27 protein-coding genes are annotated in these 22,745 nt (G+C 64.7%); 9 read left to right on the top strand and 18 right to left on the bottom strand.

Annotated elements, in window-relative coordinates:
* Positions 1–26: 26 nt before the first annotated feature.
* Together AAE027_RS16130 and AAE027_RS16125 are read left to right on the top strand one after the other, a co-directional pair.
* Positions 27–704, top strand: coding sequence for a phasin family protein (locus AAE027_RS16130; protein WP_370990304.1), 678 nt, complete (start codon positions 27–29; stop codon positions 702–704).
* A 245-nt stretch (positions 705–949) separates the two neighbouring features.
* Complete coding sequence (locus AAE027_RS16125) at positions 950–1,963, top strand: hypothetical protein (RefSeq protein WP_370990352.1); 1,014 nt, start codon at positions 950–952, stop codon at positions 1,961–1,963.
* 279 nt (positions 1,964–2,242) lie between these two features.
* Here AAE027_RS16125 and AAE027_RS16120 read toward each other — a convergent pair whose 3' ends face one another.
* Entirely contained in the window at positions 2,243–3,283 is a 1,041-nt protein-coding gene (locus tag AAE027_RS16120; protein ID WP_370985298.1) for an acyl-CoA desaturase, read from the bottom strand.
* A gap of 204 nt (positions 3,284–3,487) precedes the next feature.
* On the opposite strand from AAE027_RS16120, the gene AAE027_RS16115 reads away from it, so the two are divergent.
* Positions 3,488–4,285, top strand: coding sequence for a transglycosylase SLT domain-containing protein (locus tag AAE027_RS16115; RefSeq protein ID WP_370985299.1), 798 nt, complete (start codon positions 3,488–3,490; stop codon positions 4,283–4,285).
* Between the two features lie 304 nt (positions 4,286–4,589).
* Here AAE027_RS16115 and AAE027_RS16110 read toward each other — a convergent pair whose 3' ends face one another.
* The 5 genes from AAE027_RS16110 to AAE027_RS16090 form a co-directional block, all read right to left on the bottom strand.
* Positions 4,590–5,096 carry a hypothetical protein gene (locus AAE027_RS16110; RefSeq protein WP_370985300.1) on the bottom strand — a complete coding sequence of 169 codons (507 nt, stop codon included), beginning with the start codon at positions 5,094–5,096 and terminating at the stop codon, positions 4,590–4,592.
* 402 nt (positions 5,097–5,498) lie between these two features.
* A complete protein-coding gene (locus AAE027_RS16105; RefSeq protein WP_091888080.1) occupies positions 5,499–5,780 on the bottom strand; it encodes a hypothetical protein in 282 nt (93 codons plus the stop codon).
* Between the two features lie 301 nt (positions 5,781–6,081).
* Positions 6,082–6,732, bottom strand: a complete 651-nt coding sequence (locus tag AAE027_RS16100; RefSeq protein WP_370985302.1) for a cell envelope biogenesis protein TolA — start codon at positions 6,730–6,732, stop codon at positions 6,082–6,084.
* Between the two features lie 247 nt (positions 6,733–6,979).
* On the bottom strand, positions 6,980–7,381 hold the full coding sequence (locus AAE027_RS16095) for a VOC family protein (protein WP_370985303.1): 402 nt from the start codon (positions 7,379–7,381) through the stop codon (positions 6,980–6,982).
* Positions 7,382–7,502: 121 nt separating this feature from the next.
* Positions 7,503–8,909: an adenylate/guanylate cyclase domain-containing protein gene (locus AAE027_RS16090; protein ID WP_370985304.1), complete on the bottom strand. Its 1,407-nt coding sequence runs from the start codon at positions 8,907–8,909 to the stop codon at positions 7,503–7,505.
* Between the two features lie 214 nt (positions 8,910–9,123).
* On the opposite strand from AAE027_RS16090, the gene AAE027_RS16085 reads away from it, so the two are divergent.
* On the top strand, positions 9,124–9,474 hold the full coding sequence (locus tag AAE027_RS16085; protein ID WP_091888087.1) for a zinc ribbon domain-containing protein YjdM: 351 nt from the start codon (positions 9,124–9,126) through the stop codon (positions 9,472–9,474).
* Positions 9,475–9,482: 8 nt separating this feature from the next.
* On the opposite strand, the gene AAE027_RS16080 is transcribed toward AAE027_RS16085, so the two are convergent.
* Both AAE027_RS16080 and AAE027_RS16075 read right to left on the bottom strand, forming a co-directional pair.
* Positions 9,483–10,403: a DMT family transporter gene (locus tag AAE027_RS16080; RefSeq protein WP_370985305.1), complete on the bottom strand. Its 921-nt coding sequence runs from the start codon at positions 10,401–10,403 to the stop codon at positions 9,483–9,485.
* A gap of 86 nt (positions 10,404–10,489) precedes the next feature.
* A complete protein-coding gene (locus AAE027_RS16075) occupies positions 10,490–10,906 on the bottom strand; it encodes a nuclear transport factor 2 family protein (protein WP_370985306.1) in 417 nt (138 codons plus the stop codon).
* Positions 10,907–11,036: 130 nt separating this feature from the next.
* Here AAE027_RS16075 and AAE027_RS16070 point away from each other — a divergent pair, with 130 nt between their 5' ends.
* Positions 11,037–11,669: a bifunctional transcriptional activator/DNA repair enzyme AdaA gene (locus tag AAE027_RS16070; RefSeq protein WP_370985307.1), complete on the top strand. Its 633-nt coding sequence runs from the start codon at positions 11,037–11,039 to the stop codon at positions 11,667–11,669.
* Between the two features lie 149 nt (positions 11,670–11,818).
* On the opposite strand, the gene AAE027_RS16065 is transcribed toward AAE027_RS16070, so the two are convergent.
* Together AAE027_RS16065 and AAE027_RS16060 are read right to left on the bottom strand one after the other, a co-directional pair.
* A complete protein-coding gene (locus AAE027_RS16065) occupies positions 11,819–12,073 on the bottom strand; it encodes a hypothetical protein (RefSeq protein ID WP_091888091.1) in 255 nt (84 codons plus the stop codon).
* A gap of 170 nt (positions 12,074–12,243) precedes the next feature.
* Positions 12,244–12,450, bottom strand: coding sequence for a hypothetical protein (locus tag AAE027_RS16060; protein WP_091888093.1), 207 nt, complete (start codon positions 12,448–12,450; stop codon positions 12,244–12,246).
* 504 nt (positions 12,451–12,954) lie between these two features.
* Here AAE027_RS16060 and AAE027_RS16055 point away from each other — a divergent pair.
* A complete protein-coding gene (locus AAE027_RS16055; protein ID WP_370985308.1) occupies positions 12,955–14,259 on the top strand; it encodes a hypothetical protein in 1,305 nt (434 codons plus the stop codon).
* Positions 14,260–14,264: 5 nt separating this feature from the next.
* On the opposite strand, the gene pdxY is transcribed toward AAE027_RS16055, so the two are convergent.
* The 3 genes from pdxY to AAE027_RS16040 form a co-directional block, all read right to left on the bottom strand.
* Entirely contained in the window at positions 14,265–15,080 is an 816-nt protein-coding gene (gene pdxY / locus AAE027_RS16050; RefSeq protein WP_370985309.1) for a pyridoxal kinase, read from the bottom strand.
* Positions 15,081–15,097: 17 nt separating this feature from the next.
* A complete protein-coding gene (locus tag AAE027_RS16045; protein WP_370985311.1) occupies positions 15,098–15,763 on the bottom strand; it encodes an FMN-binding negative transcriptional regulator in 666 nt (221 codons plus the stop codon).
* A 95-nt stretch (positions 15,764–15,858) separates the two neighbouring features.
* On the bottom strand, positions 15,859–16,491 hold the full coding sequence (locus tag AAE027_RS16040) for a TetR/AcrR family transcriptional regulator (RefSeq protein ID WP_370985312.1): 633 nt from the start codon (positions 16,489–16,491) through the stop codon (positions 15,859–15,861).
* 97 nt (positions 16,492–16,588) lie between these two features.
* Here AAE027_RS16040 and AAE027_RS16035 point away from each other — a divergent pair, with 97 nt between their 5' ends.
* From AAE027_RS16035 to AAE027_RS16025, 3 genes are all read left to right on the top strand, one after another.
* The gene (locus AAE027_RS16035; RefSeq protein WP_370985313.1) at positions 16,589–17,254 is read left to right on the top strand and encodes an O-methyltransferase; all 666 of its coding nucleotides are present in this window, start codon (positions 16,589–16,591) and stop codon (positions 17,252–17,254) included.
* Positions 17,255–17,471: 217 nt separating this feature from the next.
* The gene (locus tag AAE027_RS16030) at positions 17,472–17,816 is read left to right on the top strand and encodes a DMT family transporter (protein WP_128944295.1); all 345 of its coding nucleotides are present in this window, start codon (positions 17,472–17,474) and stop codon (positions 17,814–17,816) included.
* Positions 17,816–18,385 (top strand): TetR/AcrR family transcriptional regulator, encoded by a 570-nt coding sequence (locus tag AAE027_RS16025; RefSeq protein ID WP_370985314.1) that lies wholly within the window; start codon positions 17,816–17,818, stop codon positions 18,383–18,385. The genes AAE027_RS16030 and AAE027_RS16025 overlap by 1 nt, the downstream gene beginning before the upstream one ends.
* Positions 18,386–18,404: 19 nt before the next feature.
* On the opposite strand, the gene AAE027_RS16020 is transcribed toward AAE027_RS16025, so the two are convergent.
* The 5 genes from AAE027_RS16020 to AAE027_RS16000 all read right to left on the bottom strand — a co-directional run bounded on the left by AAE027_RS16020 (position 18,405) and on the right by AAE027_RS16000 (position 22,731).
* Positions 18,405–18,722, bottom strand: coding sequence for a hypothetical protein (locus tag AAE027_RS16020; RefSeq protein ID WP_370985315.1), 318 nt, complete (start codon positions 18,720–18,722; stop codon positions 18,405–18,407).
* A gap of 67 nt (positions 18,723–18,789) precedes the next feature.
* Complete coding sequence (locus AAE027_RS16015) at positions 18,790–18,969, bottom strand: hypothetical protein (protein WP_128944298.1); 180 nt, start codon at positions 18,967–18,969, stop codon at positions 18,790–18,792.
* 273 nt (positions 18,970–19,242) lie between these two features.
* Positions 19,243–19,521: a hypothetical protein gene (locus AAE027_RS16010; RefSeq protein WP_176945616.1), complete on the bottom strand. Its 279-nt coding sequence runs from the start codon at positions 19,519–19,521 to the stop codon at positions 19,243–19,245.
* A gap of 162 nt (positions 19,522–19,683) precedes the next feature.
* Entirely contained in the window at positions 19,684–20,655 is a 972-nt protein-coding gene (locus tag AAE027_RS16005; RefSeq protein WP_370985316.1) for an SH3 domain-containing protein, read from the bottom strand.
* 153 nt (positions 20,656–20,808) lie between these two features.
* Complete coding sequence (locus AAE027_RS16000; protein WP_370985317.1) at positions 20,809–22,731, bottom strand: FAD-binding monooxygenase; 1,923 nt, start codon at positions 22,729–22,731, stop codon at positions 20,809–20,811.
* Positions 22,732–22,745: the final 14 nt, after the last annotated feature.

Raw genomic sequence — 22,745 nt, 5'->3', positions numbered from 1 at the left:
GCCGGTATCCGGCAAAATCTCACCACATGGCGGCCACGCAAGCGACAACCCACAATCGCGATTTCAGCGCAAACGCGGCGGAGGCTTGCGGCTTCAGAGATATTCAGGAGCCATTTGCAATGTTGAGTGCGGTAGAAAACAAGCCAACGGGCAAATCCGGCCGGCGCGGCGGGAAGAAGAAGGCCAGGCAACGGTCCGGGGCCGACGAGCAACACGCAACTGCAGCGCATCAATTGCCGGATGCCTCGGTGGGGATCAGCCAAGAGAACAGGCAAGAGAACAGCCAAGAGAACAAGCAAGAGACCAAGCAAGAGGTAGAGGCGAGCCGACAGAGCAGTGCGGAGGTACCCTCGGCTGCAGCGTTGCCGTCCGGGATGGAGATCGTTGCCAGCGCGCCCGTCGCACCGGTGGAACCCTCCCAGGCCAGCCCGCAGGCGATTGCCGATGCCTATAGCGGCTACATCAGGACCTCCGTTGAGCACGCCTGGGCCTTCCTGGGAAAGCTCGCGACAGCGCGCTCACCCGTCGAGGCCTTCGAGCTTCAGATGGAGTATGCGAAACAGGCGTGTGAATCGTTCGTCGCCGAGTCCCAGAAGATCGCCGGGTTGCATGAACAAATGACCAGACAAAGGGTCATGCATTTTGAGGGGTTCGTGGCCAGGCTCACCCAGACGACGCTCGAAATCCGCGCGACGCGTCACTAACGACAGTTGCGTATTTCGACGGTGCGGGGACAGGATGCCCGTACGATGGGTACGTTGATCGGCTTCGCTCCGCTCGACTCATACTGCGAACTGCGCTTTGCGCAGTCGCGGTATTAGCCCCTACGCGCTCACGCCCGCCCCGCTCCCGCGCCCGCCATAATTTTTCCGTTGCACACGCGTTGTGTTGGACAGCGGCGAGACCTATCCTTCCAGTGATCGGACTGCCTCCCATGACGCCCGACCGGATGGAGAGCGCATCGGTGCCTGAAACGAACGACCCCAAGCCTGATAGCGACAAGCCTGATACCGACAAGCCCGAGACCGTCAAGCCCGAGACCGTCAAGCCGGATGAGGCGCGCGCCGATGGCGGGCTGACGCGGGCCTACGACCGGATCAAGAGCGCGGAGGAAGAGCTTGCGCGGCTCGACCGGCTGGTTTCCGGAATGGAACGCGACAGCGAAGGCCAGCGGACCTCGCACGCAACCGCCGGTAGGACGGCAGCCGCAACTTCCGGAAACAAGGCGCCGACGCCGGATACCAAAGTTCCGAATGCCGGGGTTCGCGATCAAGGCTTGAAGGGAGATCGGACCATGGTGCGCGCTTTGGTCGGCCTCGTGCTGGCGATCGGCCTTCTCGGTGCCGCCTTCGCTTCGCAATATCGCGATGAGGCCAAATCGATCAGCAAGTCGATCATGGCACGATGGTCTCCGCCGGCTGCGAGCAGCTCCCAGCAAGCGTCCGCGGTGGAAAGTCCGGCGCAGCCGCCGGCAGTGCAACTGGCTGTTGCGGATGAGCCGAGCCCGGTGCCCGCGCCGCCGGTCGCCAAGGACACGGAAAGCGCCCCAAAGCCTGCCGCCGCAGCGCCAGCGCCTGACCCGTCATCGTCTGATCTCGCGCAATCGCTCAAGGCCATCACGAGCGAGCTTGCGAGCATTAACGGCAAGCTCGAGCAACTGAAAAGCCGCAACGACCAGACCCTGCGTGAGCAGGCCGACACCATTCAACAGCTCAAGGCGGCGCAGGAGAAGGATGCGGCGGACAATGCGCGCCTTGCCGCACAGGTCCAGGCGCTGCAAACGCAACTGAGCGCTTCATCCGCGTCTGCAACCACCAAGCCCGTCGCGCGGAGTGTGATGAACAACGATGCGCATGCCCGGCCGCACGTACCGGCGGCCGAACCCCGGCGGCCCCGACCGCCGCGAGGCCCCTGGATGCCTCCGCCCTATATGCCCGACCCTTACGGCTATCCGGATTGGTGAGCCCGCAAGGCGCGGGCTTGTTTCCCGAAGGCGCGATTGGATTTGAAGCCCTACGAGCTGCGGCTTCGACTCGCCTTTAGAGCGTGATGTGATCAGGTTTGATTGCTACAACGGAGGTGCACTCCCTCTCCCGCTTGCGGGAGAGGGTTGGGGAGAGGGTGTTTCCGCAATGGGACAATCCCCAAGAGCGAGCGTAGCCCGGATGAGCGAAGCGACATCCGGGGAATGCTTTCGGCGCCAAAGGTCCCGGATATCGCTTCGCTCATCCGGGCTACGGGTCTACCTTCCAGCCGAGCGAAGATCTTCTGCAACACCGTCGAATGCGTTCTGACTCGCGACGGCCCCGCCCTGCTGCGCATCCGCTTGTGCAGACCGTTGCCGCGCACCGACACCGAAAATGTCGTGCACCAGCCCGAGCTTCCCAAGCCCCAGGATGATCAGGCCGTTGATGTCGATCTCGTACCAGGCGTGCGAGAGGTAGGCGTCACGCGGAAACCGGTGATGGTTGTTGTGCAGACCTTCACCGAAGGTGAGGATCGTGGTCACGAATTCGTTGGTCGTGCCGTCATTGGTCTCGAAGCGGCGGTAGCCGTAGCGGCCGTCGCTATGGCAGACCGAGTTCACCAGCGAGGTGGCCATGGTCATGATGTAGCTGCGGAACAGGCCGGAGAACAACACGCAGCCGATCATGCCGTGCACGCCGCCGAACGCGTAGCCGATGGCGCCGGGAATGATCACCGCCGACAGCGCGTACCAGTACCAGCGAGTCCTCGTGAAGAACATGGCGATCGGGTCGGCCAAGATATCCCTGGCGTAGTATGCGCCATCGGTGGTGGCCTGGTCCCACACCCAGCCGCCTTGCGCATGCGACATTCCCTTGAGGAAGCTCGCATAGCGATTGCCGAATCCGTCATAGTAAGGGCTGTGGACGTCGCCGGGCTTGTCGGAGTGAAGATGATGCCGGCGGTGGTTGCTCACCCATTTCAGGATCGAGCCTTGCACCGCCAGCGTGGCGATCGCGGCCAAGATCGCCCGCATCACCGGACCGCAGCGAAAACTCCGGTGCACGAAGTAGCGATGCATGAAGCCGATCCCGACCGTGGTCAGCAGGAACATGCCGACGAAGACCGAAACCTCGACCCAGCCGATGCCTTGCCAGAATGCCCAGATCAGCGCCGCGATCGAACCGCCGATCATGAAGCCGAACGCGATGTAGGAATCGAGAAACTTGGCGTCGACCAGCGGACCTTCAACAACCACTCCCGGTGGCATTTTCGGGTCCGCCCCCGCCTCCGCCACCACGCTCTCGATTACGGTCATTTCAGTCGATCCATTTACACAAAATTAACTGTTCTGCGGCGCAACGTACAACCGGGGGTTATTTCTCGCAAGGATTGGAGCGGCCGTAGCAGCGCGGAGCCGGGACCTGAAAAGGCGCCGTCGAGTGAAATGAAGCGAGATTTTAGGGCAGGCGGACAGCGTTAACTAAGTCCACAGGCTCCGCAATTTACGCCCACCGCGCACATGCCAAGGAAAAGCAGCAGCCTCCTCCCTCGCCTTCGTAGCGTCCGGCGGGCCGCCCGGTGGGCGCGGAAGACTTTCGCGCGCGCACCGCGGATGGTGCGGATCGCGGGCGGCGTGGCGATGCTGCTTGCAGCCATCGCGCTTGTGAACATCGTCACTCAGATGGTCCGCAAGCCGACTGAGCTGTTCGTCTTTGTCGGCAACTCCCTCGATAAGGAGCCGGCAGAGACTTGGGTGAGATACGGGCCGCTGTTCCGCAAGCATTCCACCGCTGCGATCACGCCGGAATTGCTGGCCGCGCTGGCGCAGGTCGAGAGTTCAGGCAATCCGGTGGCGCGCACCTATTGGCGCTGGCGATGGAGCTTCAATCCGCTCGCGATCTACCGGCCCGCCTCCAGCGCCGTCGGCCTTTTCCAGATGACCGATCCCGCTTACGCCGAGGCCGCACGGTTCTGTGTCCGCGGCAACGCCGTCACCGACACCGGTTGCGGGTTCACCAGTCTCTATATCCGCGCGATCCCTGGCCATGCCATCGAGCTGGCATCGGTCTATCTGGACCGCGAAGTGGCCGACGTTCTCGCCCGCACCGGCTATGTGAAGGCAAGCGCGCAGCAGAAGCAGGACCTGGCCGCCTTCATCCATCTCTGCGGCGCAGGCCCAGCCACAGCCTACGCACGCCGCAAGTTTCAGATGATCGCCGGCGAGCGCTGCGGCGATCACCTGGTCGCAAGCTATGTCGCCAGGGTCAACGCGATGAAACGGCAGTTTCAGCGCCTTGCGGCCGGTGACGGCGATTAGCGGCGCGCGTAGCCCGGATGGAGCGAAGCGAAATCCGGGGTCTTGCTCCAAGCTGCACTGGTCCCGGATTGCGCGGAGCCTGTCATCGGGCGGCGCTGCGCGCCGACCCGTTGGCTCCATCCGGGCTACAGGCGCTTGCCGTGAGTGACGGCGATTAGATGATGCGTTTCGCAAGACCGTAGGATGGGCGGAGCGACTTGTCCGCCGTAGCGCGACGAGCGGAAGCGATACCAACGACGCTGGCGCGCGACGACGGGTTTCGCAAGAGCTCAACCCATCCTACGAACTACGCTCTATGCCCGCCTCACCGTATCTCGTTCATCGTCACCTGGGCGGCGATCCCGCTCAGCTCGGGCTCTTGCGCCTCAAGCTCCTCATCGGAAGATGGACCGACCGAGACTTCGACCATTCTGCGCTTGACCTGTTCGCATGTCTTGCGGACATCTTCGGTGAACAGCGCGCATTCTTCGATGCGCTTGAAGATCTTCCGACCCTCTTCACGATACCCCGCCGCCGTTTCCCGCATGAAGGCGATCGCATCATGGACCTGGGCTGTCAGCGCCTCGCATTTTTGCGCAGCGTCGATCAACTCGGTGCCCATGGCCTCGATTTCTTTCGCAGCGGACTCATAGTCGCGAATGACCGCCTCTGCGCTCAGCGCGCCGACGCGCGTCACGCCCGCGGTGTGCTCGACGTAATCAGGCAGAGCAATGGAAGTAATAGAGCTTCCCGAGCGTACCGACGATATGTCCGCCTCGAGTTGGACCAGGTTAACGCCGTCCCGTCTGCGCAATTGTTCAACACTTGCCATGATTGATCCTCTCAATACGCGCCCGTACCCCTTAACAGTATTGGGTGTATTACGGGGATAAATGCCATTCCACCCCGATGTGTCCTTGACAGTCGCAGGTTTGCCATTTTTTCCTAATCGCTGACGTCGCACGCAGCGATATTGGACTTAGAGGCGTTCAACCTCTCCGGATGGCCAGGCTGGGAGGTGCGCAAGGGCTTGAGCTGTCGAGCGAAAATGAGCGCGTACGATCGGTGCAGGCGCGTAGCGAGCGCAGCCCGGATGGAGCGAAGCGAAATCCGGGGTCTTGCCTCAAGCTGCGCCAGTCCCGGATTGCGCCTCGCTTCATCCGGGCTACAGGCGCCAGTCAATTCCGTGTCCGTCGCTGGCCGAACTCCACATGCCGCAGAATGTGATGGTTGTTCACCACCAATATGGCCACCGCCACCCCTCATAGCGGACCCACGACGAGACCAGGGGCGGACCGTAGGGATCGACCCGGTCGTCTTCAGGACGATAACGATATCGTGGAACGATATAATAATCCCACGGCGTTGGCCTGAGCACGGGCGCCGTGACGATAAGTCTCTGCTGGGGTTCGCGAACGACTTGCGCCTTGCGCGCCCGGGCTTCAGCCCCTGACATCCCAAGGCTGCTCAGCACCAGGGCCGTTCCGAGCGCACACGCGACGGTCATTTTCTTCATGCGTTGGCCTCCTTCCCACAAGAGTGCTCAAGGTCGCAAGGCAAGGCAAGCCAATTCGCGCGCGACTTTGCTGGAATGACCGATGGTGGCTCGCAACTCTCCACCGTCATTGCGAGGAGCTCGCGACAAAATTGCGTAGCAATTTTGCGCTGATGCGACGAAGCAATCCAGACTGCCTCGGCGGAGGAACTCTGGATTGCTTCGCGGAGCCTGTCATCGGGCCGCGCTCCGCGCGGACCCGTTGGCTCGCAATGACGAAGAACGCAGCGTAGAGCTTCGCCTGCCGCCCGCACCAAACCGACTACTCCCGCGCCCGACGCACCGCCTCCTCCAGCTTCCTCCTCTGCTTGTCCCACCGGCCCTGCTCCGCCTCGGCGCGTTCATCGATCGCAGTCCGTTCTGCCTCGATCTCCTCCGCCCGCGCCTCGTGCTCGCGCTTCGCCTTGTCCAGCGCCGCCTGCGCTGCCGCGACCGCCTTGTCGCGGCGCGCGCGCTCTTTGGCGCGGGCGGCCTCTTCCCTGCGGCGCTCGGCTTCGCGCCGCCGCTCTTCCTTTTCGAAGGCCGCGGCGGCCTTGCGGGCTTGTCGATCGTCGATCTTGCGGGACGGTTTCTTTGCGGTCTTGGCCGCGCGCTTGCTCGGCTTGGGCTTACGTTTTGGCTTGGCCTTACGTTCGTCGGCGAGATCGGTCGGCAGCTCGGCGCTTTCGGTGAACGGGCCGTTCGAGCCGACCGGACGCCTGAGCACGACGCCGGGGCTTGCCATGGTCGCCGCGACGATATCGGGATCGTCGGTCTCCTTGGCCACGCCCTGATGGAACAGATTGGAGCTGGCGCCCCAGGCCTCCAGCGCCGCCTTCATCGAGGGCGCGGCGACTGCCTGGTCGTAGAAGCCGATCGAGGTCTGGTAGGTCTTCAGTTTTCTTTTCGCTTTGCTTTTCGGTTCTCTTGGCATGTCGCCCCGCGGCCCGGCGACGCATCAGCTCCCCATCGCACCGGCGCCATCATGCCAGTGTGCCCCTGTTTTGCCCGACGAGTCAAATTCTATTTCGGGATCACCGAAGTCGGTCCGCATCTGCGTGTCCCGGCCTTGCCCGACGGGTCACATCATTTCGGTATCGCCGAACTGTGAATTCTCAAGGAGTTCCCTACTGTGCATGGGGTTGTTTTCGCACTTATTGTTTTGACGGGCGACGCTCGGCCTACGCCCCGAGCAACGCGTCATACCCCTGCGCGCTGAACGCCAGCAGACAAAACCCGTGCCCGAACGGATCGGCCAGCATGGCGATCCGCCCATAGGGCGCATCGCTTGCGGCAACCTCGAGGATCGCGCCGGCGCGCAGCGCGCGTTCGACGGCGGCATCGACATCGTCGACGATGACGTCGATATGCACCGGCGTCCAGTGCCGCGCGTAGCGGCGGCGATCGCCGCCGGCGCCCACCGTGCCCGCTTGCTTGGTCAGCAGATACACCGGCGCCGGCCAGCCGAGCAGCTCGACGAAGTCGTTGCCGAAGCGGCGGCCGACCGTCAGGCCGAATGCGGCGGTATAGAAGCTCGTCGCTCGCTCCACGTCGGGAACGTCGATGTTGAGGAGGAAGGTCATAGCGGGAAATGTAGCCCGGATGGAGCGTCAGCGTAATCCGGGATGGCGCCGCACCTGCTGCCCCGGATTTCGCTGACGCTCCATCCGGGCTACGAAAACCTCACGGGATCTACGAAAAGCCTCACGGTATCTCGTACACCGACACCCTGTCCGCGATCCCGCTCAGCGCGACGCTGCGACGGGTCGGGTTGAGGCCGCCGGCATCCAGCAGCGTCCGCGTCTCGGCGTTGTCGACCACCGCCTCCGTCACCACGATCGCGCGCGAGGCCGCCAAGCCCTGGACGCGAGAGGCGATGTTCACGGTCTGGCCGAAATAGTCCTGCTGGCCGTTGAGGGTGACGGCGAGGCACGAGCCTTCGTGGATACCCATCTTGAGCAACAGGCCCTGGTGCTGGCGCTGGGCGCCGAGCTCGCTCATGGCCTCGCGCATGCGGATCGCAGCCGCAATGGCGCGGTCGGGCGTCTCGAAGGTCGCCATCACGGCATCGCCAATGGTCTTGACCACGGCGCCCTGCTCGGAGGCGATGATCTCCTGCAGCAGGCGGAAATGCTCGTTGACGAGATCGAAGGCGACGAGGTCGCCGACATGCTCGTACAGCCCGGTGGAATCCTTCAGGTCCGAGAACAGGAAGGTCAGGCTGAGGATCTTGAGGCGCTGGCCGATCGCCAGCGTATCGGTGCGGTAGAGATCGCGAAAGGTCTGGTTGGTGAGCAGGCGCTTTGCGGTGAGGCTCGGCTTGCGCCGGGTCAGGAGGTCATCGAGCCGCTGGTTCATCACCCACACCGCGGGCAGCACGCGGCTGTCGGTGCGGTTCTCCAGCGCCAGCCGCAGCGGTCCCGGGCGCAGGCTGACGGCGTCGACGGGAACCTCGGACTTGTTGAAGATCAGCGACAGCGTCTGGCGTTCGGCCGTCTCCTCGCCCTTCACCTCGATGTATTGCGCCGTGTGCGTCACGGGATCGAACACGATCAGCATGCCAGGCTGCACTTGCAGGGAGAGAATGGCGCGCTCGCCCGGCGGCAGGTCGACGGATTCCAGCGTCAGCTCGCGCAGCAAGCCGTCGAGGTCGGGCGGAAGCTCGATCGCCGAGCTCCAGAACACCTGGCGGTAATATTCGGCGAGCGGCAGCTCCTCGGCATTATGCGCCGCAATCCTGCGCACGCGCGGACTGACCGCGAAGGTCACTTCGACCAGATTGTCGAGCGTCGTCTCGTAGCCGGCGGCGCAGAAGGCGCAATGATATTGCGGGCTGTTGACCGTCTTCAGGCTCTTGTTGGCCGAGAGCACGCCGGCGCAGCTCGGGCACATCACGTTCCAGGTCATCTCGAGGATGCCGAGCCCGACCGCATGCAGCAGCCCCGCGATCACCTGCTCCTCGCCGAGACCCGCCGTCCTCGCCAGATGCAGCGCGTTCATCTTGCACAGGGCATGGTCCGGCCCCTCCCGCACCATGCGCTCGAGCATGTCGATGACGGGCGCGTCGGCCGACTGACGCAGGACACCGAACAGGGTTTCGATCTCGCTCATGCCGTGATGTTACATGGAAGGGGATGAGGCGGACATCCGCTTTCCGATCAGCTATGCTTGGTGAGGCAAAGCACAAGCCATAGCCGTCAATTGCTGCGTCACGATGATGGGAGCTTGCCGGGCCGCGCGGCAGAGGCCGGATTTTCCTTGCTTTCCCCGTTCCCGCCCCTACGGTGCGCCCGCCCACAGGGGCCGAACAGGGGATGAATCGACGATGGACGATGCCGTGAAATGTCCGAGCTGCAACTCCGAGCACGCCTATCAGGACCGCGGTCTCTGGGTCTGTCCGGAATGCGGCCATGAATGGAGCGGCACGGCCGATGCGGCCGCGGAAGCCGCGCCCGAGGCAGGCGTGCGCGATGCCAACGGCAATGTGCTGGCCGACGGCGACAGCGTCATCGTGATCAAGGACCTCAAGATCAAGGGCTCCTCCTCGGTCGTCAAAGGCGGTACCAAGGTCCGCAACATCCGCCTCCAGGACGCCAGCGACGGCCACAACATCGCCTGCAAGATCGATGGCATCGGCGCGATGAATTTGAAATCGGAGTTCGTGCGGAAGGCGTAAGGTCGCGCCTATCTTTGCCGCTGCGCCAGGTAAAACCCGCACAGCACCGTCACTAGGCCCGCGGCCTGGAGTGCCGTCGGCGGCTCCCCGAGCAGGAGCCAGCCGACCAGAAGCGTCAGCGCCGGCACGATCGCGGGAAATACCGCGGCCCGGGCGACGCCGAGACGCTGGACGGAGACCGCGTAGAGATAGAGCGCGGCGGGACCTGCGAGCACGCCCTGCGCCAGCGCCTGGATCGCGTTCTCGGTGATGCCGATCGCGGCGATGCGGGCAAGCCCGCCGGTCGCGAGGTAGATCGGCAAGAGCAGCAGCGACAGCACGTTGATGACGAGCGCGGCCGACACCGCGGAGACGCGCCAGTGCCGCAGCAGCGCGCCGAAGCCCGCGAACATGAATCCGGTGAGCACGAAGATCAGATCGCCCTGCACGCCGTCGGCGCCGATATGCCCGATCGATTCCGCGCCGATCACACCAAGGCCGCCGACGATGACGAGAGCGCCGGCAAGCCGCGAGGCGGAGATCTTCTCTTTCAGGAACAATGCGGCGAGCAGCAGGCCGCCAAGCGTCGCGCTGGAGGGCTGGATCACGCTGCCATGTCCAAGCGGCACGAACAGGAAACCGGTGTAGGAGATCAGCGCCATCACCGGGCCGCCCAGCACCATCAGCGCAAGGCCCCTGCCCCAGCCGATGCCGCAGAGATCGGAGATGCCGGCGCGCAAGACCAGCGGCAGGAACGCGATCCCTGACCAGACATAGCGATGCACGAGCAGATCGACCGGCGTGAAGCCGACTTTGAGGCCGTGCCGCGTGCCGACGAAGCCGAGAGCCCAGAACAGCGCTGCGGACAGCCCGCAAACCACGCCGAGCAATGCCGGCGCCGCGTCGTTCTTCTGAATGAGAGCGTCAGCGCCGCTCGTCCGCTGATCCATGGGAGAAGCCTTATGTCAGCGGGCCAATCCGCTCAACCCACGCCGTTGCAGGGCTGGCACGCAGCGAAGTTGCGCAGCCCGGCTCGTCACACCTCCTCACCGAACACCATCCGCCATCCCTTGCGCGTATCCATGTATTCGCGCACCTCGCGGATTTTGTCTCCGGTCACAGTGAACACGAAACAATAGTCGTTCTCGTAACGAGCGCCGCCGGGAAGCGTGGCGCACATTCGCTCCTCCACGATCACGACATCGCCGTCGGCGTAGACGCCGCGAAAGGCGATATCGATTTCCGAGAACAGTCTGTGCATCTCCTGCGCGATGAAGCGCGCGATCGCTTGCGCGCCCTCCATGTGGTCGGAGTGATCGAGCGCGATCGCGGTGGCGTTGCCCTTTGGCGCGATCCATTCGGCGTCATCAGTGAACAGCGCCGCGATGCGCGCGGCGTCGCGCGATGAAAAAGTCTTCCAGGCATTCAGGACGATGTCTTTGGGGCTGGTCACGAGGCGCTCCGCGGCTGGCATTGAAACGAGCGCCGCCTTCTAGGCCTTGATCCGCATTGCCGCTCGCCACAATCGGACTCGGTCATCCCGCAGCACTTCCCTCCCCACGCGTCTGCGCTATCATCCGGGCATGCTGAGTTTTGCGACCTGTAACGCCGCGCGCCTGCGCCGCGATCCCCGCTATGACGGCCGCTTCTTCACGGCGGTGAAGACCACGGGGATCTATTGCCGTCCGGTCTGTCCGGCCAAGCAGCCGCTGACGCGCAACGTCAACTATTATCCGACGGCGGCCGCCGCGGAAGCGGCGGGCTTCCGGCCCTGCCTGCGCTGCCGCCCCGAGACCGCGCCGTTCTGCCCGGCCTGGAACGGCACGCGCTCGACGGTCGTGCGGGCGATCAAGCTCATCGACGAGGGCGCGCTCGACGAGGATTCGGTCGTGACACTCGCGATGCGGCTCGGCATTTCCTCGCGCCATCTGGCGCGATTGTTCGAGCGGCATGTCGGTGCCACGCCGCAGCAGCTCGCCAAGACGCTGCGCGTGCAACGCGCCAAGCGCCTGCTCGATGCCGGTGATCACACCATGACGGAGATCGCGTTCCAGGCCGGCTTCGGCAGCCTGCGCCGCTTCAACGCCGCCTTCGTCGAGCTCTACGGCCGTTCGCCATCGAGCCTGCGCGTGTCGCGCACGCCGTCCGCATCAAGCAATGCGACCTGCAAAGCAACTGTCAAAAGGATTGGGCTCGTTATGAACGAGCATACATAACCGGCGCCATCACGCGAACTTGTTCGCGGCCGGATTCTGAAGCATCCCCACACGCGCGCGGCGCATGCGGGCGTCGTGACGTTCATGATCGCATGAGGCGGCGGGTCGCGCACGCGGCGAGACCCGCCTGCCCTTCATGCGATGTCAGCTCAGCGGGCTGCGCCCGTCGTGACGTCCGCGGTCTTGACCTTGCGCGAGCTGAGCACCTTCACCTGGTGCGCCGAAGCAACCGTCGTGGGCGCCGCGACCTGCTGCTCGACATGGCCGGCCCCGAGCACGCCAACCTGGACGGGGGAGACCGGAAAACCATTGGCCTCATAGGTCGGCAGCTCAGCGGCGAAAGCCGAAGTAGCGCCCGCGATCGTCAGGACAGCGGCGGCGATCGTCAAAGTCTTCTTGTTCATTGGTGGTGCTCCTGATGGAAGATTCGGAGCACATTTAAGCGCGTTTTGCTGCATTGCGACATGCGCTGTTGCATTGCAACAACGCATGTAGCGCATGGCGATATGTTTAACGCGTACAAAGCCTTGGCCGAATCATGCCGGCCGCGACATGGCGCTTTTATGGGCGGTGGTCAGCCACCGAGCACGTTCCCCCAGCCGTCGAAGAGGTAGGCCTTCCAGGCTACGGTTCCATCTTCGCGCGGCCGGCTGGACTGCCGGTAGTCATCAGCCTGATCGGCGGTCCAGGTGATGATCGTGTCGGACAGACGATCATGCAGGATGGCGGGCTCGGTGGGATCGAAGGCGTCCATGGGACGAAGCGAGGAATGCGTGCTCATGGGCCGATCAACGCACGGCGCTGCGCAAAGTTGCCGCGAGGCGTCGGGCAAGACACCTTGTCACAAGACACCTTGTCAACAGCCCACGGCGAAAGCCTTGTTACCGCCTATTTCAGCGCGGTCGCGAGCGATTGCAGTTTTGCGACGAGAGCGGTGCCGAGCGCATAGATGATCTCGATGATCGCGAGTGCGATGCTGGCTGCGATCAAACTGTATTCCAAGTAAATGCGGATCACTCAATTTGACGACAAGCGGGGGCTTGCCGTTGCAGGCATTTTCCGCCGCAGTCGCGTACGGAACGCCACGGAACCCGCGTTGCAACTTCGCAACACCCCTTCGAAAAGCTTGTTTTCGCTGAATTACGCCATTGCGCCGCCACACCGTCTTCCGAACAATCAACGCGCTGCGTGCCTTTCCGTGCAAGTCTGTTCGCATCAAGACTGTTTGCATCACTGACTGTTCGAACAAGACGGGTTCGAACAGAACCGTTTGGAGGCAGGGATCATGAATGATCGGCGGTCTCTTCTGGTGGCGGTCTCATGCCCCTCGGCCGTTCTCGCCAGCTGGCTGGTGCTCTCCCTGTCCGCCTACGCGCCTGCCCTTATCGAGAACAGCGGCGCCAATGCTGCTGCTGTCTCGCACGCGAAAGATCTCGATCGCCTCGACCTCGCCGACGTCCCACGCGCTGCGACCATCGAGGACGGCATCGCCTTGACCGCCGAGATCGCTGCGGCGGCGGCGAGCCTGCCAACCGTTGAAGCGGCAGCCGCGCCGGAGGTCCCAGCCGTCCAGCTCGCGTCGGCCGATCCCGCGCTGATATTGCCGGCGGAGCAGCCCGCGCCTCAGATTTCGCCTGAACCGGCACCCAGCGTCAGCGAGGCACCTAGCGTCAGCGAGGCTCCGCCTGCACCGACGCCAGAGCCCGTCAAACTCGCATCCGCCGATCCCACCGAGATCGTGACTACGGACGCATTGTCCCCCGCGGCGATCGCGGGCGGACAGGTCCCGCCCGCAAACAAGGCGCCCCCCGCGGACACCATCGCCGTGCTCGACGAATGCTTCGTCATGGACGCCTGTATCGACCGCTATCTCTGGGCGCTCTACCAGCGCACGCCCAAAGAGGATTCGATCAAGGTCGAGGAGCGCCGCCCCGTCACAGTCAAGCGCAAGGGCAAGACGGTGACCGTGATGCGCAGCTTCACCAAGCTGGTCGACGAGGATTTCGGCTGGAAGGATCCGAAGGCGGCCGAGCACGCCGGCATGTCGATGATGGATTACGTCATCGGCGGCATGGACAAGAGCTTCAAGCGAAAACTGTTTCGCACGCTGCTCGCAGCCGAGGCCGCCGGCCTCTCGCCGGGCATCACCAGCGCGTTCCGTGACGACTATCGCCAGTCGATCGCGAGCGGCCTGAAGGCCGCCTCCGACCGCTCCTATCACGGTGGCAGCACGCGTGGTGGCTACGGCCACGGCATGGCGGCGGACATCGTCAGCACCCAGGGTAGCAACCGCGCGCAGCGCTGGGTATCGACCGAAATCCTGTGGAAGTGGGTCGACGCCAACGGCAAGGAGCTCGGCATCGGCCGGCCCTATCTCGGCCGCGATCCGCCGCATGTCGGCCCGATCGACGGCAAGGAATACATCTCGCGCCGGGGCACGGCGGACCGCAAGGAAGCTGCCAATGCGAAGCCCAGGAAGATGCGCGCCGCGGCCCATGCAAAGCCGCCCAAAGCACAAGCCGCGCGCGAGCAGAAGGGCCCGGCAAAGCCGCAGAAGGCGGCGCAATCGGCCGGCAAGCGCGCGACCTGAAGTCGTTACGGCTCGCGGCCCCGCGGCAGCGGCACGAGACGCATCTCGGCTGTGCCGGCCTCCTGCGTGCGCAGCAGCACCGCGAAGGTGGTCTCCATCGCGCGCCGCACCGCCACCTCCGTCGCCTCGCCCTTGGCCAAATGCGCCGCGATCAGACCGGTGAGAAGGTCGCCCGTGCCATAGGGCCGGATCGGCAGAAGCGGCGTCGCAAAGCGCGACAGCCGGCCGTCGGCGCACAGGATCGTCTCCAACTGCCCTTCGGGCGTGTCCGCGAGCGTGCAGCCGGTGGCGACGACGTCGATGCGGCCCTGTCCCACGAGCGCCGCGCACGCCGCAAGCAGGTCCTGCGCATCGGCAATCGTGAGGTCCGCAAGCAGCTCGAGTTCGAACCGGTTCGGTGTGGTCAGCTTCGCGGCCGGCAGCAGCCGATGCCGGAGCACGTCCAGGATTCCGTCGGCGACATAGACGCGGCCGTCGTCCCCGATCACGGGATCGCAGAGATAGACGAGCTTCGGATTGCGCATCAAAGCCCGCTCGACGAAGTCGGCAACGACGGCGGCATTGCCGGGCGAGCCGAGATAGCCGGTGACGAGCACGGCCGCCTCGTCGACGAGATCGCGCTCTTCAACGCCCTTGAGCAGATCGGCGACCAGCTCGGTCTCCAGCACCCGCCCGCGCAGGCTCGGATAGCGCGGATGGTTCGACAGCAGCGTCGTCGGCACCGCCGCGACGTTCACACCCTCCGCCTGCATGGCATAGGCAGCCGCGCTGTTGCCGACATGGCCGTGGACCACCTGGCTTTGAATGGAGATGACGAGCATGAAGGAGGTCCGTGAGGTCAAACATCAGACGAAGCAAGGCTTGACGGGGTCTCGTACTTGAGCTCCGGTCGCAGCGCTTGCATCCTGCGCGCCAGCCGCCGCTGCCCTGTCTCCTCCGACCGCGCCAATCGATCTGCGACTGCGACATGGTCCGCATCGCTCTTGTGCTGATTGAGCTTGGCCTGGCCCTCGACTTGATCCACTACGAGATCGATGACGCGGATCGCAGCCAGCATGCTCTCGCGCTTGCTTGGGTCCATCTGCGCGAGATCCCAAGGCTGCTTGGGCAACCGCGCCTCGGAGACGGCAAGCAGCGCATCGCCATGTCGGCGATTTTCGTCCAGCCCGCGCAGATGCGCCACGCCGGATAGGTGCACCGCCTCGTAGAGCCAGGTCGAGACGTTGTCGCGGGAGGCATACCAGTCATTGGAGACGTAGGCATCGTCGCCAGCAACGATCAGCAAGAATCGCCTCATGCCGTCGGCGAGCGGCACGAGCGGATTTTTGGCTGTCAAATGGATCTGCACGATAGCGCGCCCGCCGCGCTCGCCCAGCACGAACGGCACGTGGGAGGCCCGCGGCCCGCGCTCGTCCGCCGCTACGATCACGCCGAAGCCGCGTCGCCCGGCAAATTCCAGCGCGCGCTGCTCCTCGATGCGGAACTGGGGACGGAGGACATGCATGGCGCGGCGCTCGATGATTGGATAAAGGACGAGGCTAGGCTAACCCGGCGAAATCCGAAGAACAATCGGCCCGCAAATGCCGATGTCAGCAATGCTCAGCGCCGCGCCAGCCTCGTAAGATAAGCGCAGAACATGTCGGCCATGGCATCGGCATAGGCTGCGATCTCCGTCTCGCTCCGCGTCTCTTCCGAAAAATTCCTGCCGACCTCGCTGAGCGTCGTCGTAATCAGCTCGCCAGCAAGGCTGCGCGTCGCATCCGAGGCTTTGGGCAGCGCCTCCCGCATGAAGGCGGCGACGATGCCCTCGCCGGCTGCCCGTGCCTCATGCGCCTCGGGCGCGTCGCGATAGAGCGGTGCGGTATCACTGAGCGCGATGCGGATCGCAGCCTCCTCGCATTCGGAGCGGATGAAGGCATGGACCAGCGCGCGCAGCCGCGCCGGAGGCGGCCTCGCCCGGTCCACCAGGATGCCGGCGAGCATCTCGCTGGTGCGCCGCCATTCGTCGCTCTGGAGGCGGAACAGGATGGCCGCCTTGTTCGGAAAATATTGATAGAGCGATCCGACGCTCACCCCGGCCCGCTCCGCCACCCGCGCCGTCGTGAAACGCTGCGCCCCCTCCTTCGCCAGAACCTGAACAGCGGCATCCAGGATGGCCGCCACCAGCCCGGTGGAGCGGGCCTGTTGCGGCTGTTTTCGCGAGGAAATTGAACGGCTTCGACGGTTGGCCATGGCGCCTGCGAGCAATGCGAATAGGAAATGCGACGAATTAGTCGTATTTCGATCTCCGCGCAAGCACGCGCTTCGCTGCGAACTCTGGAGACACCAAATGACCACCCCAATCATCACATCGCTTGCGCCGCTGCTGGATCGACTGTTCAGCGAGGCCGAAGCAGCAAGCGGCGCAACGCTGGCTGCCGTCGCCAATTTGTCCGATGCCGACCGGGCGCGGATGTTGCGGAGCAAGACCGCCTACCGCGATCTCTATGGACGCCTGAAGGACGCCCCGCTCGCGGTCTCGCGCGAGACCGGTACGTTGCTCTACATGCTGGCGCGCAGCTCCCGCGCCAGGACCATCGTCGAGTTCGGCACCTCGTTCGGCATCTCGACTCTGCACCTTGCTGCAGCTCTGCGCGACAATGGCGGCGGCCGCCTCATCACCAGCGAGTTCGAGTCGTCCAAGGCGGCACGGGCGCGGGACAACCTCTCGGCCGGCGGCGTGATCGATCTCGTCGAAATCCGCGAGGGCGATGCGCTGAAGACGCTCAGTGCCGATCTGCCTGACACGATCGACCTCGTGCTGCTCGACGGTGCCAAGGCGCTCTACTCCGATGTCCTGGATCTGCTCGAAGGCCATCTCAGGCCGGGCGCGATCATCGTCGCCGACAACGCCGACGACAGCCCCGACTATCTGGCGCGCGTACGCGCGCCCGGAAGCGGCTATATGTCGACGGCCTTTGCCGAAGACGTCGAGCTCTCGGTGCGGATCAACTAAGGTCCCATCGAACCGCCAGCCCCGGGCCGCCGCACGATGCATCGCGCGGCGGCTTCGTGTTGTCAGCGACCTGTCTTGGAAACTCCGGTCCTGGCGCGTGACGCGCCTGTCGCCGCCCCGTCACTCACACGTGATACCTGCTCCTGGCAAAAGCCATGTTCCGCGTGCTAAACATACCTACCGCGCGGTATCTTTTCGCGCTTGCGTTCGAGCTCTCATGACATCCGCCTTCAATGCCTACGCCGCGCTTGCTCTCGCCATCGTCTTCGAGGTCACCGCCTCCGCCTTCCTGCAGCAATCGGCGCAGTTCACCCGGCCGTGGCCGACGCTGGCGATGGTGCTGTTCTACGTCGCCTCGTTCTATGCGCTGTCGGTCGCGATCCGCGTCATTCCCCTCAGCATCGCCTATGCGATCTGGGGCGGGGTCGGCATCATCCTGACCGCCACGGTCTCCTTCGTGCTGTTCCGCCAGATGCTGGATGCCGCCGCCTTCGTCGGCATTACGCTGATCGTGTCCGGGGTCGTGATCATCAACCTGTTCTCGGAGACCACGGTGCATTGATGCCGGAAAGCCGCTACACCCGCGCCAAGCAGCCCGAGCAGGTGCGGCGCGCCCTGCTCGACCACGCTGCTGCCATTGCCATGGACCATGGCGTCTCCGGCGTCACGGTGCAGGCGGTCGCTGCGGCGGCCGGCGTCACCAAGGGCGGTCTGTTTCATCATTTCGGAAGCAAGCAGGCGCTGATCGAGGGCCTGTTCGCCGATCTCCTCGCCCGCGTCGATGCCGAGATCGACAGCGCCATCGAGTCGGATCCCAAGCCGCGCGGCAGCTTCACGCGCGCCTATGTGAATGCGGTGTTCACCGGCAAGGCCTTCGGCTTCGCAACGCCCTGGGCGGCGCTGAGCATGGTCGTCGTCACCGATCCGTCGCTGCGCCGGCTCTGGAACGACTGGATCAAGGCACAGCTGAAGCGCCATCGCGCCACCGATAGCGCGCCCGACCTTCACATCGTCCGCCTCGCCGCCGACGGCGCCTGGCTGTCCTATGTCACGACGGGACAGACACGCATGAGCGCCGACCTGCGCGCCGTGCACGACCGCCTGATCGCGCAGACCTATCGACGCGCTTAGCCGGGATTCGGGACGACAGTTATTGGCTCTGTACCGCTTTGGGCGGACGTGGCGATGATCGCAGCGGTTTTGCGCCGGGCTTGGCCGCAGGACGCGGCGGCGGCCCATCGACCGACTCCAGATAGGCGGCAAGCGCCTTGGCGGAATCGGAGCTGGTCGCGTAGTGGTCCTTCAGGAACCAGGTCAGCGTCAGGCTGAAGCGTCCCTTGGCAAGGCCCCGAGGGGTGCGGTGACAGGTTGCGCAACCGTCGGCAAAGAGCTTTGCGGGCGACTTGCCGGCGTCGAGATTCTGCGCGGCCGCAACCGTCGCCGTCAGGACGGCGGCAAGAGTCGTCAAGGGCGCGATCAAGCCGCGCCCCGGTCGAAACAGCGAAATCAATGTTGTCCCCTAGCCCGTCTTGCGGTTACGCCGCCAATAGCTGATCGAATTCGGGCGGCGCGTAGGCCTTGCCATCCTGATCAGTGATGACGACCTGCCATCCCTCACTGGCCCACACCCTTGCCTTGGCCACGATGAGCAACCGGCTCTCGCGGGCGAAACTGTACTTCTCGTTGTCGCGTTCTGCGACCATTTTGTAGGCCAATGCAAATCCCCTGGCGTTGCCTGCACCCGCTCCTCTCGTGGCAGCGGGCTTTGGCGGCAATTCGCCAGGAGCGTGGCAATTTGGTGCCATCCGCAGGCAGCACTGTGCCAGGCACGCTTCCAGCCGGGTAACCGGATGAGCGCGCGCCGCGTCCGGGACGCGATCCTGCTTGTCGCGGGCTGCTTGCCGTCAGGCGCGTCGTCATATCATGCTGAATCGGCCGCCGGTCCGTCACGACTGTCACGGGGACCGATAGCGCCTGTCCGAGCCCCGCTAGTGGACCCGGATCACGTGCGGCCGGCCGAGATTGATCAGCCCCTGCACCGCCGAGAGGCGATCGTCGAGGGCTGCGATGGTGAGCTGCAGATTGTTGCGGCGCTCGTCGAGCATGCCCATCTCGGCGCCGGTGAGCTTTGCGCTCGCCCGTTCCTTGTGGATCGCTTCGAGCGATTTGCGCAATCCGGCAATCAGGCCGGACAGCTGCTTGGCCTCCTTGGTCATCGACCGCTTCGCGACATTTTGGCGGCGCGTCTCCGCCTGGCTCTGTCTCATCGTCATCCTCCCGTGCCCCGCTGCCCCGAGTGGATGCTTACAGCTTTCGGTAGAGATATTACGATCGATGAAATCTGCCGGCGAAGAACTGACTTAAATTGTAATGGCCTTGCGATGGCCAAAGAAAAAGCCCGGCGCTGCGGCCGGGCTTTTTTGGCAACCCTAGTGCTTTTGATGGCCGCCGCCGGGACCGCCGGCCGGCGCATTGCCGCCGCGCGGCGCCGCATTGATGTGCGGAGCGCCGCCGCCGCCCGGGTGCGACATTGCGGGCGCAGCCGCGCGCGGCGCCGGCATCTGCGCACGGGCATTCGTCGGCGAACCGTGGCTGACGTTCGGCTTCGCGACGTGCGGCGTCGCGGGCCGGGCTGCAGGCGCGGCCGCGCGCGGCGCTTCATGAGCGCGCGTCATCGGCTGCGCGCGCACGGCGGCACGGCTCGCACCACGGTCGTGCATCATGCGCGCCTGCGCCTCGCGCGCACTGCGGCTCTGCACGGCGGCTCGCTCATGCGCGATGCGCTCACTCCGCGCGGCGCGGGTCCGGTCGATCGTAACCGCGGCGTTGCGCTTGGCGATGGCGGCGTTGGGCCGCGCGACCGCGGTATTCCGTCCGGTGATCGCGACATTGCCCCTGGCGCGCACACCGCTGCGCTCGAGTGCGACCGCCGCGTCACGCGTCGCCGCGCGACCGATGCGGGCCGCACGTGGATCAAGCGTCATCCGCGTCGCGAAGCGCTGATGCGAAGTCCAGTAACTACTCCAATAGGCGTGGCGACGGTACCAGGGACGTCCCGCATAGTAGCTCGACCAGTACGAGGTCAGCACGAACGGGACGACGGGCACGTCGATCTCGTCGACATAGTCAGGGAGATAGACGTAGTGGTTGCGATAGAGATATTCGAGATATTGCGACGACACCCAGCCGCGATCGTCGGAGAAGCTCACATCGCACCAGGCATTGCCGCGCAGGCAACCGTGGATGTTGACGCGGGCGCCGCCGGGGATGCGGTCGACCAGGGGAAAGCCCGTGCCCGGCCCGGCGCGCAGGCCGGTCGAGACAGTGACGATGCCCGGCGCGGCCAGCGCGGCCGTCGGGACGAGCAGCAATGCGGCAAGTAAAACGCTTTTGAGTCTCATGGCGTGTTCCTCCTCTGCCAGTCGGAACGCGCAAGCAGAACGGGCGTTCCGCGAACGGTGGTCGCATGCGTCGAAAGATCGAGATGCACGCCGCGCGCGGTTCAATATTCATTCGCCGTTCATCGGCACGGCGCCTGGCGCACCGCCAGGCCGTCAATTCGCTGGCAACATGACGGCGTCGAAGTACGACGCAAGCGCAGCAAAGGCGTCGAGCGGCAGCACGTTCGCGACATACTGGTCCGGCCGCACCACGACCATGCAACCCGCCTTCCGGTCGATGCCGCGCATAGCGAAGACGTCGTGCCCGCTCTTGAGGTCGGGACAAAACATCTTTTCGTAATCGATCAAGCCGTAGCGGCCTTTGCGCGGCAGCAGCTGCGACGGCATCGCCTCGACGGCAAGCTCGCGATGATCCTGCTGGAAGACCGCGCGCAGGTCGATCACGCTGTCGATATCGGCGCCCGTGGGCGTGTATCGCCTGATCGGCGACTCCCTGGCTTCGGTGAGGAAATTGCACAGCGCGCGAATGGCTGAGCCGACGGCGGCGGGATCTTCCGCCGGTGAAAGCGCGTAGATGCGGAAGCGGCCGTCGGCCTGCGCCGCATGGCCGAGATGCACGGGCTTGGCGTCCGCCAGCCGGATCACCGGCGCGGAGTGGAAGCGCTTGCCGATGACGAGACCTTGCGCAAGATGCTGATGCGCCGCCGTGCCGGTGAGAAGCGACGGACGGTAATGCGTCGCGGTCCCTGCCGTGTAACGGCCGTGCCGGACGAAATAGTCCTGCGTCTTCGCCGCATCGGCACCGCCGGCCTTCGCGGCGGAAGCGAGTATCCCCGCCCATTCACGATCGAAATCGATCAGCTCCTTGGCAACCGCCTGGCGTTCGGCCGAATAGGAATGCAGCAGGCTTGGGGCGCACTGCCTGCGCAGGACGGCGGCGAGCTTCCAGCCGAGATTGAAGGCATCCTGCATCGAGACGTTCATGCCCTGCCCCGCCTTCGGGCTGTGGGTATGGCAGGCATCGCCGGCGATGAAGATGCGTGGCAGGCGGGCGGCGACGTCGGCTTCCGGCACGTCGTCGAACTTGTCGGTGAGGCGCTGACCGATCTCGTAGACCGACCACCAGGCGATCTCCTTCACCTCGAGCGTATGCGGCTTCAAAATCCGCTGCGCCTTGGCGATCACGTCATCGGCGGTGATGTTGCGATTGGCGACGCGCTCGCCGATCTCGAGCTTGGCGAGCTCGACATAGAGGCGGACCATGTAACCGCCTTCGCGCGGGATGATCAGCAGGCTGCCGTCCTTCGCCGATTGGATCAGAGACTTGAAGCGGATATCAGGGAAGTCTGTCACCGCCAGCACGTCCATCACGCCCCAGGCGTGATTGGCGGAATCACCGTGCAGCTCGCGGCCGATCGACTTTCGCACCGTGCTGCGCGCGCCGTCGCAGCCGACGACATAGCGCGCCTTGATGGTTTCGATCTTGCCCTCGTTTCCGGCATCGACGCGCTCGAGGCGCACCGTCACGGCATGACCGGCGGCATCAGCGGCCGGATCGACATCGAGATCGAGCACGCGCCGGCTGTAATACGGCTCGAGCTTGGCCGGCGATTTCCGCATCACGTCGAGAAAGCCGTCATGGATGCGGGCCTGGTTGAGGATGACGTGCGGGAATTCAGACAACCCGTCCTCGACGTCCTGCACCCGGCCGCTGCGGACGATGGTCTCGGGCTGTCGCTCGTCCGGCCTCCAGAACGTCGTCTCGTTGACCCAATAGGCCTCCTTCAGCACACGCTCGCTGAAGCCAAAGGCGTGAAACATCTCCATGGTGCGGCAGGCGATGCCGTCGGCCTGACCGACCAGCAGGCGGCCCGGCTTCTGCTCGACGATGCAGGTCTTGATATCAGGGAATTGCGCGAGCTGGGCGGCCAGCGTCAGGCCGGCGGGCCCGCAGCCGACGATGAGGACATCGACCTCTTCGGGCACGGCGCCCGCTGCACCCGAGGCCTGAACGCGCTCGGCGGGATCCGCAATCTCGGGATCGCCCGGCTGAAATCCATTCAGATGGAATTGCATGAGCACCTCTCCCG

This window comes from Bradyrhizobium sp. DN3 (genome assembly GCF_041357655.1).
Classification (GTDB): Bacteria; Pseudomonadota; Alphaproteobacteria; order Rhizobiales; family Xanthobacteraceae; genus Bradyrhizobium.
The sequence above is the reverse complement of the archived record's forward strand: the minus strand, read 5'-3'. Positions and strand labels throughout refer to the sequence as shown.

What these genes read in the sequence shown, in the direction of transcription:
- AAE027_RS16000 (WP_370985317.1), bottom strand. Translation starts at nt 22,731, where the DNA reads ATGCAATTCCATCTGAATGGATTTCAGCCGGGCGATCCCGAGATTGCG.
- AAE027_RS16120 (WP_370985298.1), bottom strand. Translation starts at nt 3,283, where the DNA reads ATGACCGTAATCGAGAGCGTGGTGGCGGAGGCGGGGGCGGACCCGAAA.
- AAE027_RS16105 (WP_091888080.1), bottom strand. Translation starts at nt 5,780, where the DNA reads ATGAAGAAAATGACCGTCGCGTGTGCGCTCGGAACGGCCCTGGTGCTG.
- AAE027_RS16045 (WP_370985311.1), bottom strand. Translation starts at nt 15,763, where the DNA reads ATGCATGTCCTCCGTCCCCAGTTCCGCATCGAGGAGCAGCGCGCGCTG.
- AAE027_RS16040 (WP_370985312.1), bottom strand. Translation starts at nt 16,491, where the DNA reads ATGGCCAACCGTCGAAGCCGTTCAATTTCCTCGCGAAAACAGCCGCAA.
- AAE027_RS16070 (WP_370985307.1), top strand. Translation starts at nt 11,037, where the DNA reads ATGCTGAGTTTTGCGACCTGTAACGCCGCGCGCCTGCGCCGCGATCCC.
- AAE027_RS16085 (WP_091888087.1), top strand. Translation starts at nt 9,124, where the DNA reads ATGGACGATGCCGTGAAATGTCCGAGCTGCAACTCCGAGCACGCCTAT.
- AAE027_RS16110 (WP_370985300.1), bottom strand. Translation starts at nt 5,096, where the DNA reads ATGGCAAGTGTTGAACAATTGCGCAGACGGGACGGCGTTAACCTGGTC.
- AAE027_RS16025 (WP_370985314.1), top strand. Translation starts at nt 17,816, where the DNA reads ATGCCGGAAAGCCGCTACACCCGCGCCAAGCAGCCCGAGCAGGTGCGG.
- AAE027_RS16030 (WP_128944295.1), top strand. Translation starts at nt 17,472, where the DNA reads ATGACATCCGCCTTCAATGCCTACGCCGCGCTTGCTCTCGCCATCGTC.
- AAE027_RS16005 (WP_370985316.1), bottom strand. Translation starts at nt 20,655, where the DNA reads ATGAGACTCAAAAGCGTTTTACTTGCCGCATTGCTGCTCGTCCCGACG.
- AAE027_RS16115 (WP_370985299.1), top strand. Translation starts at nt 3,488, where the DNA reads ATGCCAAGGAAAAGCAGCAGCCTCCTCCCTCGCCTTCGTAGCGTCCGG.
- AAE027_RS16055 (WP_370985308.1), top strand. Translation starts at nt 12,955, where the DNA reads ATGAATGATCGGCGGTCTCTTCTGGTGGCGGTCTCATGCCCCTCGGCC.
- AAE027_RS16080 (WP_370985305.1), bottom strand. Translation starts at nt 10,403, where the DNA reads ATGGATCAGCGGACGAGCGGCGCTGACGCTCTCATTCAGAAGAACGAC.
- AAE027_RS16060 (WP_091888093.1), bottom strand. Translation starts at nt 12,450, where the DNA reads ATGAGCACGCATTCCTCGCTTCGTCCCATGGACGCCTTCGATCCCACC.
- AAE027_RS16095 (WP_370985303.1), bottom strand. Translation starts at nt 7,381, where the DNA reads ATGACCTTCCTCCTCAACATCGACGTTCCCGACGTGGAGCGAGCGACG.
- AAE027_RS16130 (WP_370990304.1), top strand. Translation starts at nt 27, where the DNA reads ATGGCGGCCACGCAAGCGACAACCCACAATCGCGATTTCAGCGCAAAC.
- AAE027_RS16065 (WP_091888091.1), bottom strand. Translation starts at nt 12,073, where the DNA reads ATGAACAAGAAGACTTTGACGATCGCCGCCGCTGTCCTGACGATCGCG.
- pdxY (WP_370985309.1), bottom strand. Translation starts at nt 15,080, where the DNA reads ATGCTCGTCATCTCCATTCAAAGCCAGGTGGTCCACGGCCATGTCGGC.
- AAE027_RS16010 (WP_176945616.1), bottom strand. Translation starts at nt 19,521, where the DNA reads ATGAGACAGAGCCAGGCGGAGACGCGCCGCCAAAATGTCGCGAAGCGG.
- AAE027_RS16100 (WP_370985302.1), bottom strand. Translation starts at nt 6,732, where the DNA reads ATGCCAAGAGAACCGAAAAGCAAAGCGAAAAGAAAACTGAAGACCTAC.
- AAE027_RS16035 (WP_370985313.1), top strand. Translation starts at nt 16,589, where the DNA reads ATGACCACCCCAATCATCACATCGCTTGCGCCGCTGCTGGATCGACTG.
- AAE027_RS16090 (WP_370985304.1), bottom strand. Translation starts at nt 8,909, where the DNA reads ATGAGCGAGATCGAAACCCTGTTCGGTGTCCTGCGTCAGTCGGCCGAC.
- AAE027_RS16125 (WP_370990352.1), top strand. Translation starts at nt 950, where the DNA reads ATGGAGAGCGCATCGGTGCCTGAAACGAACGACCCCAAGCCTGATAGC.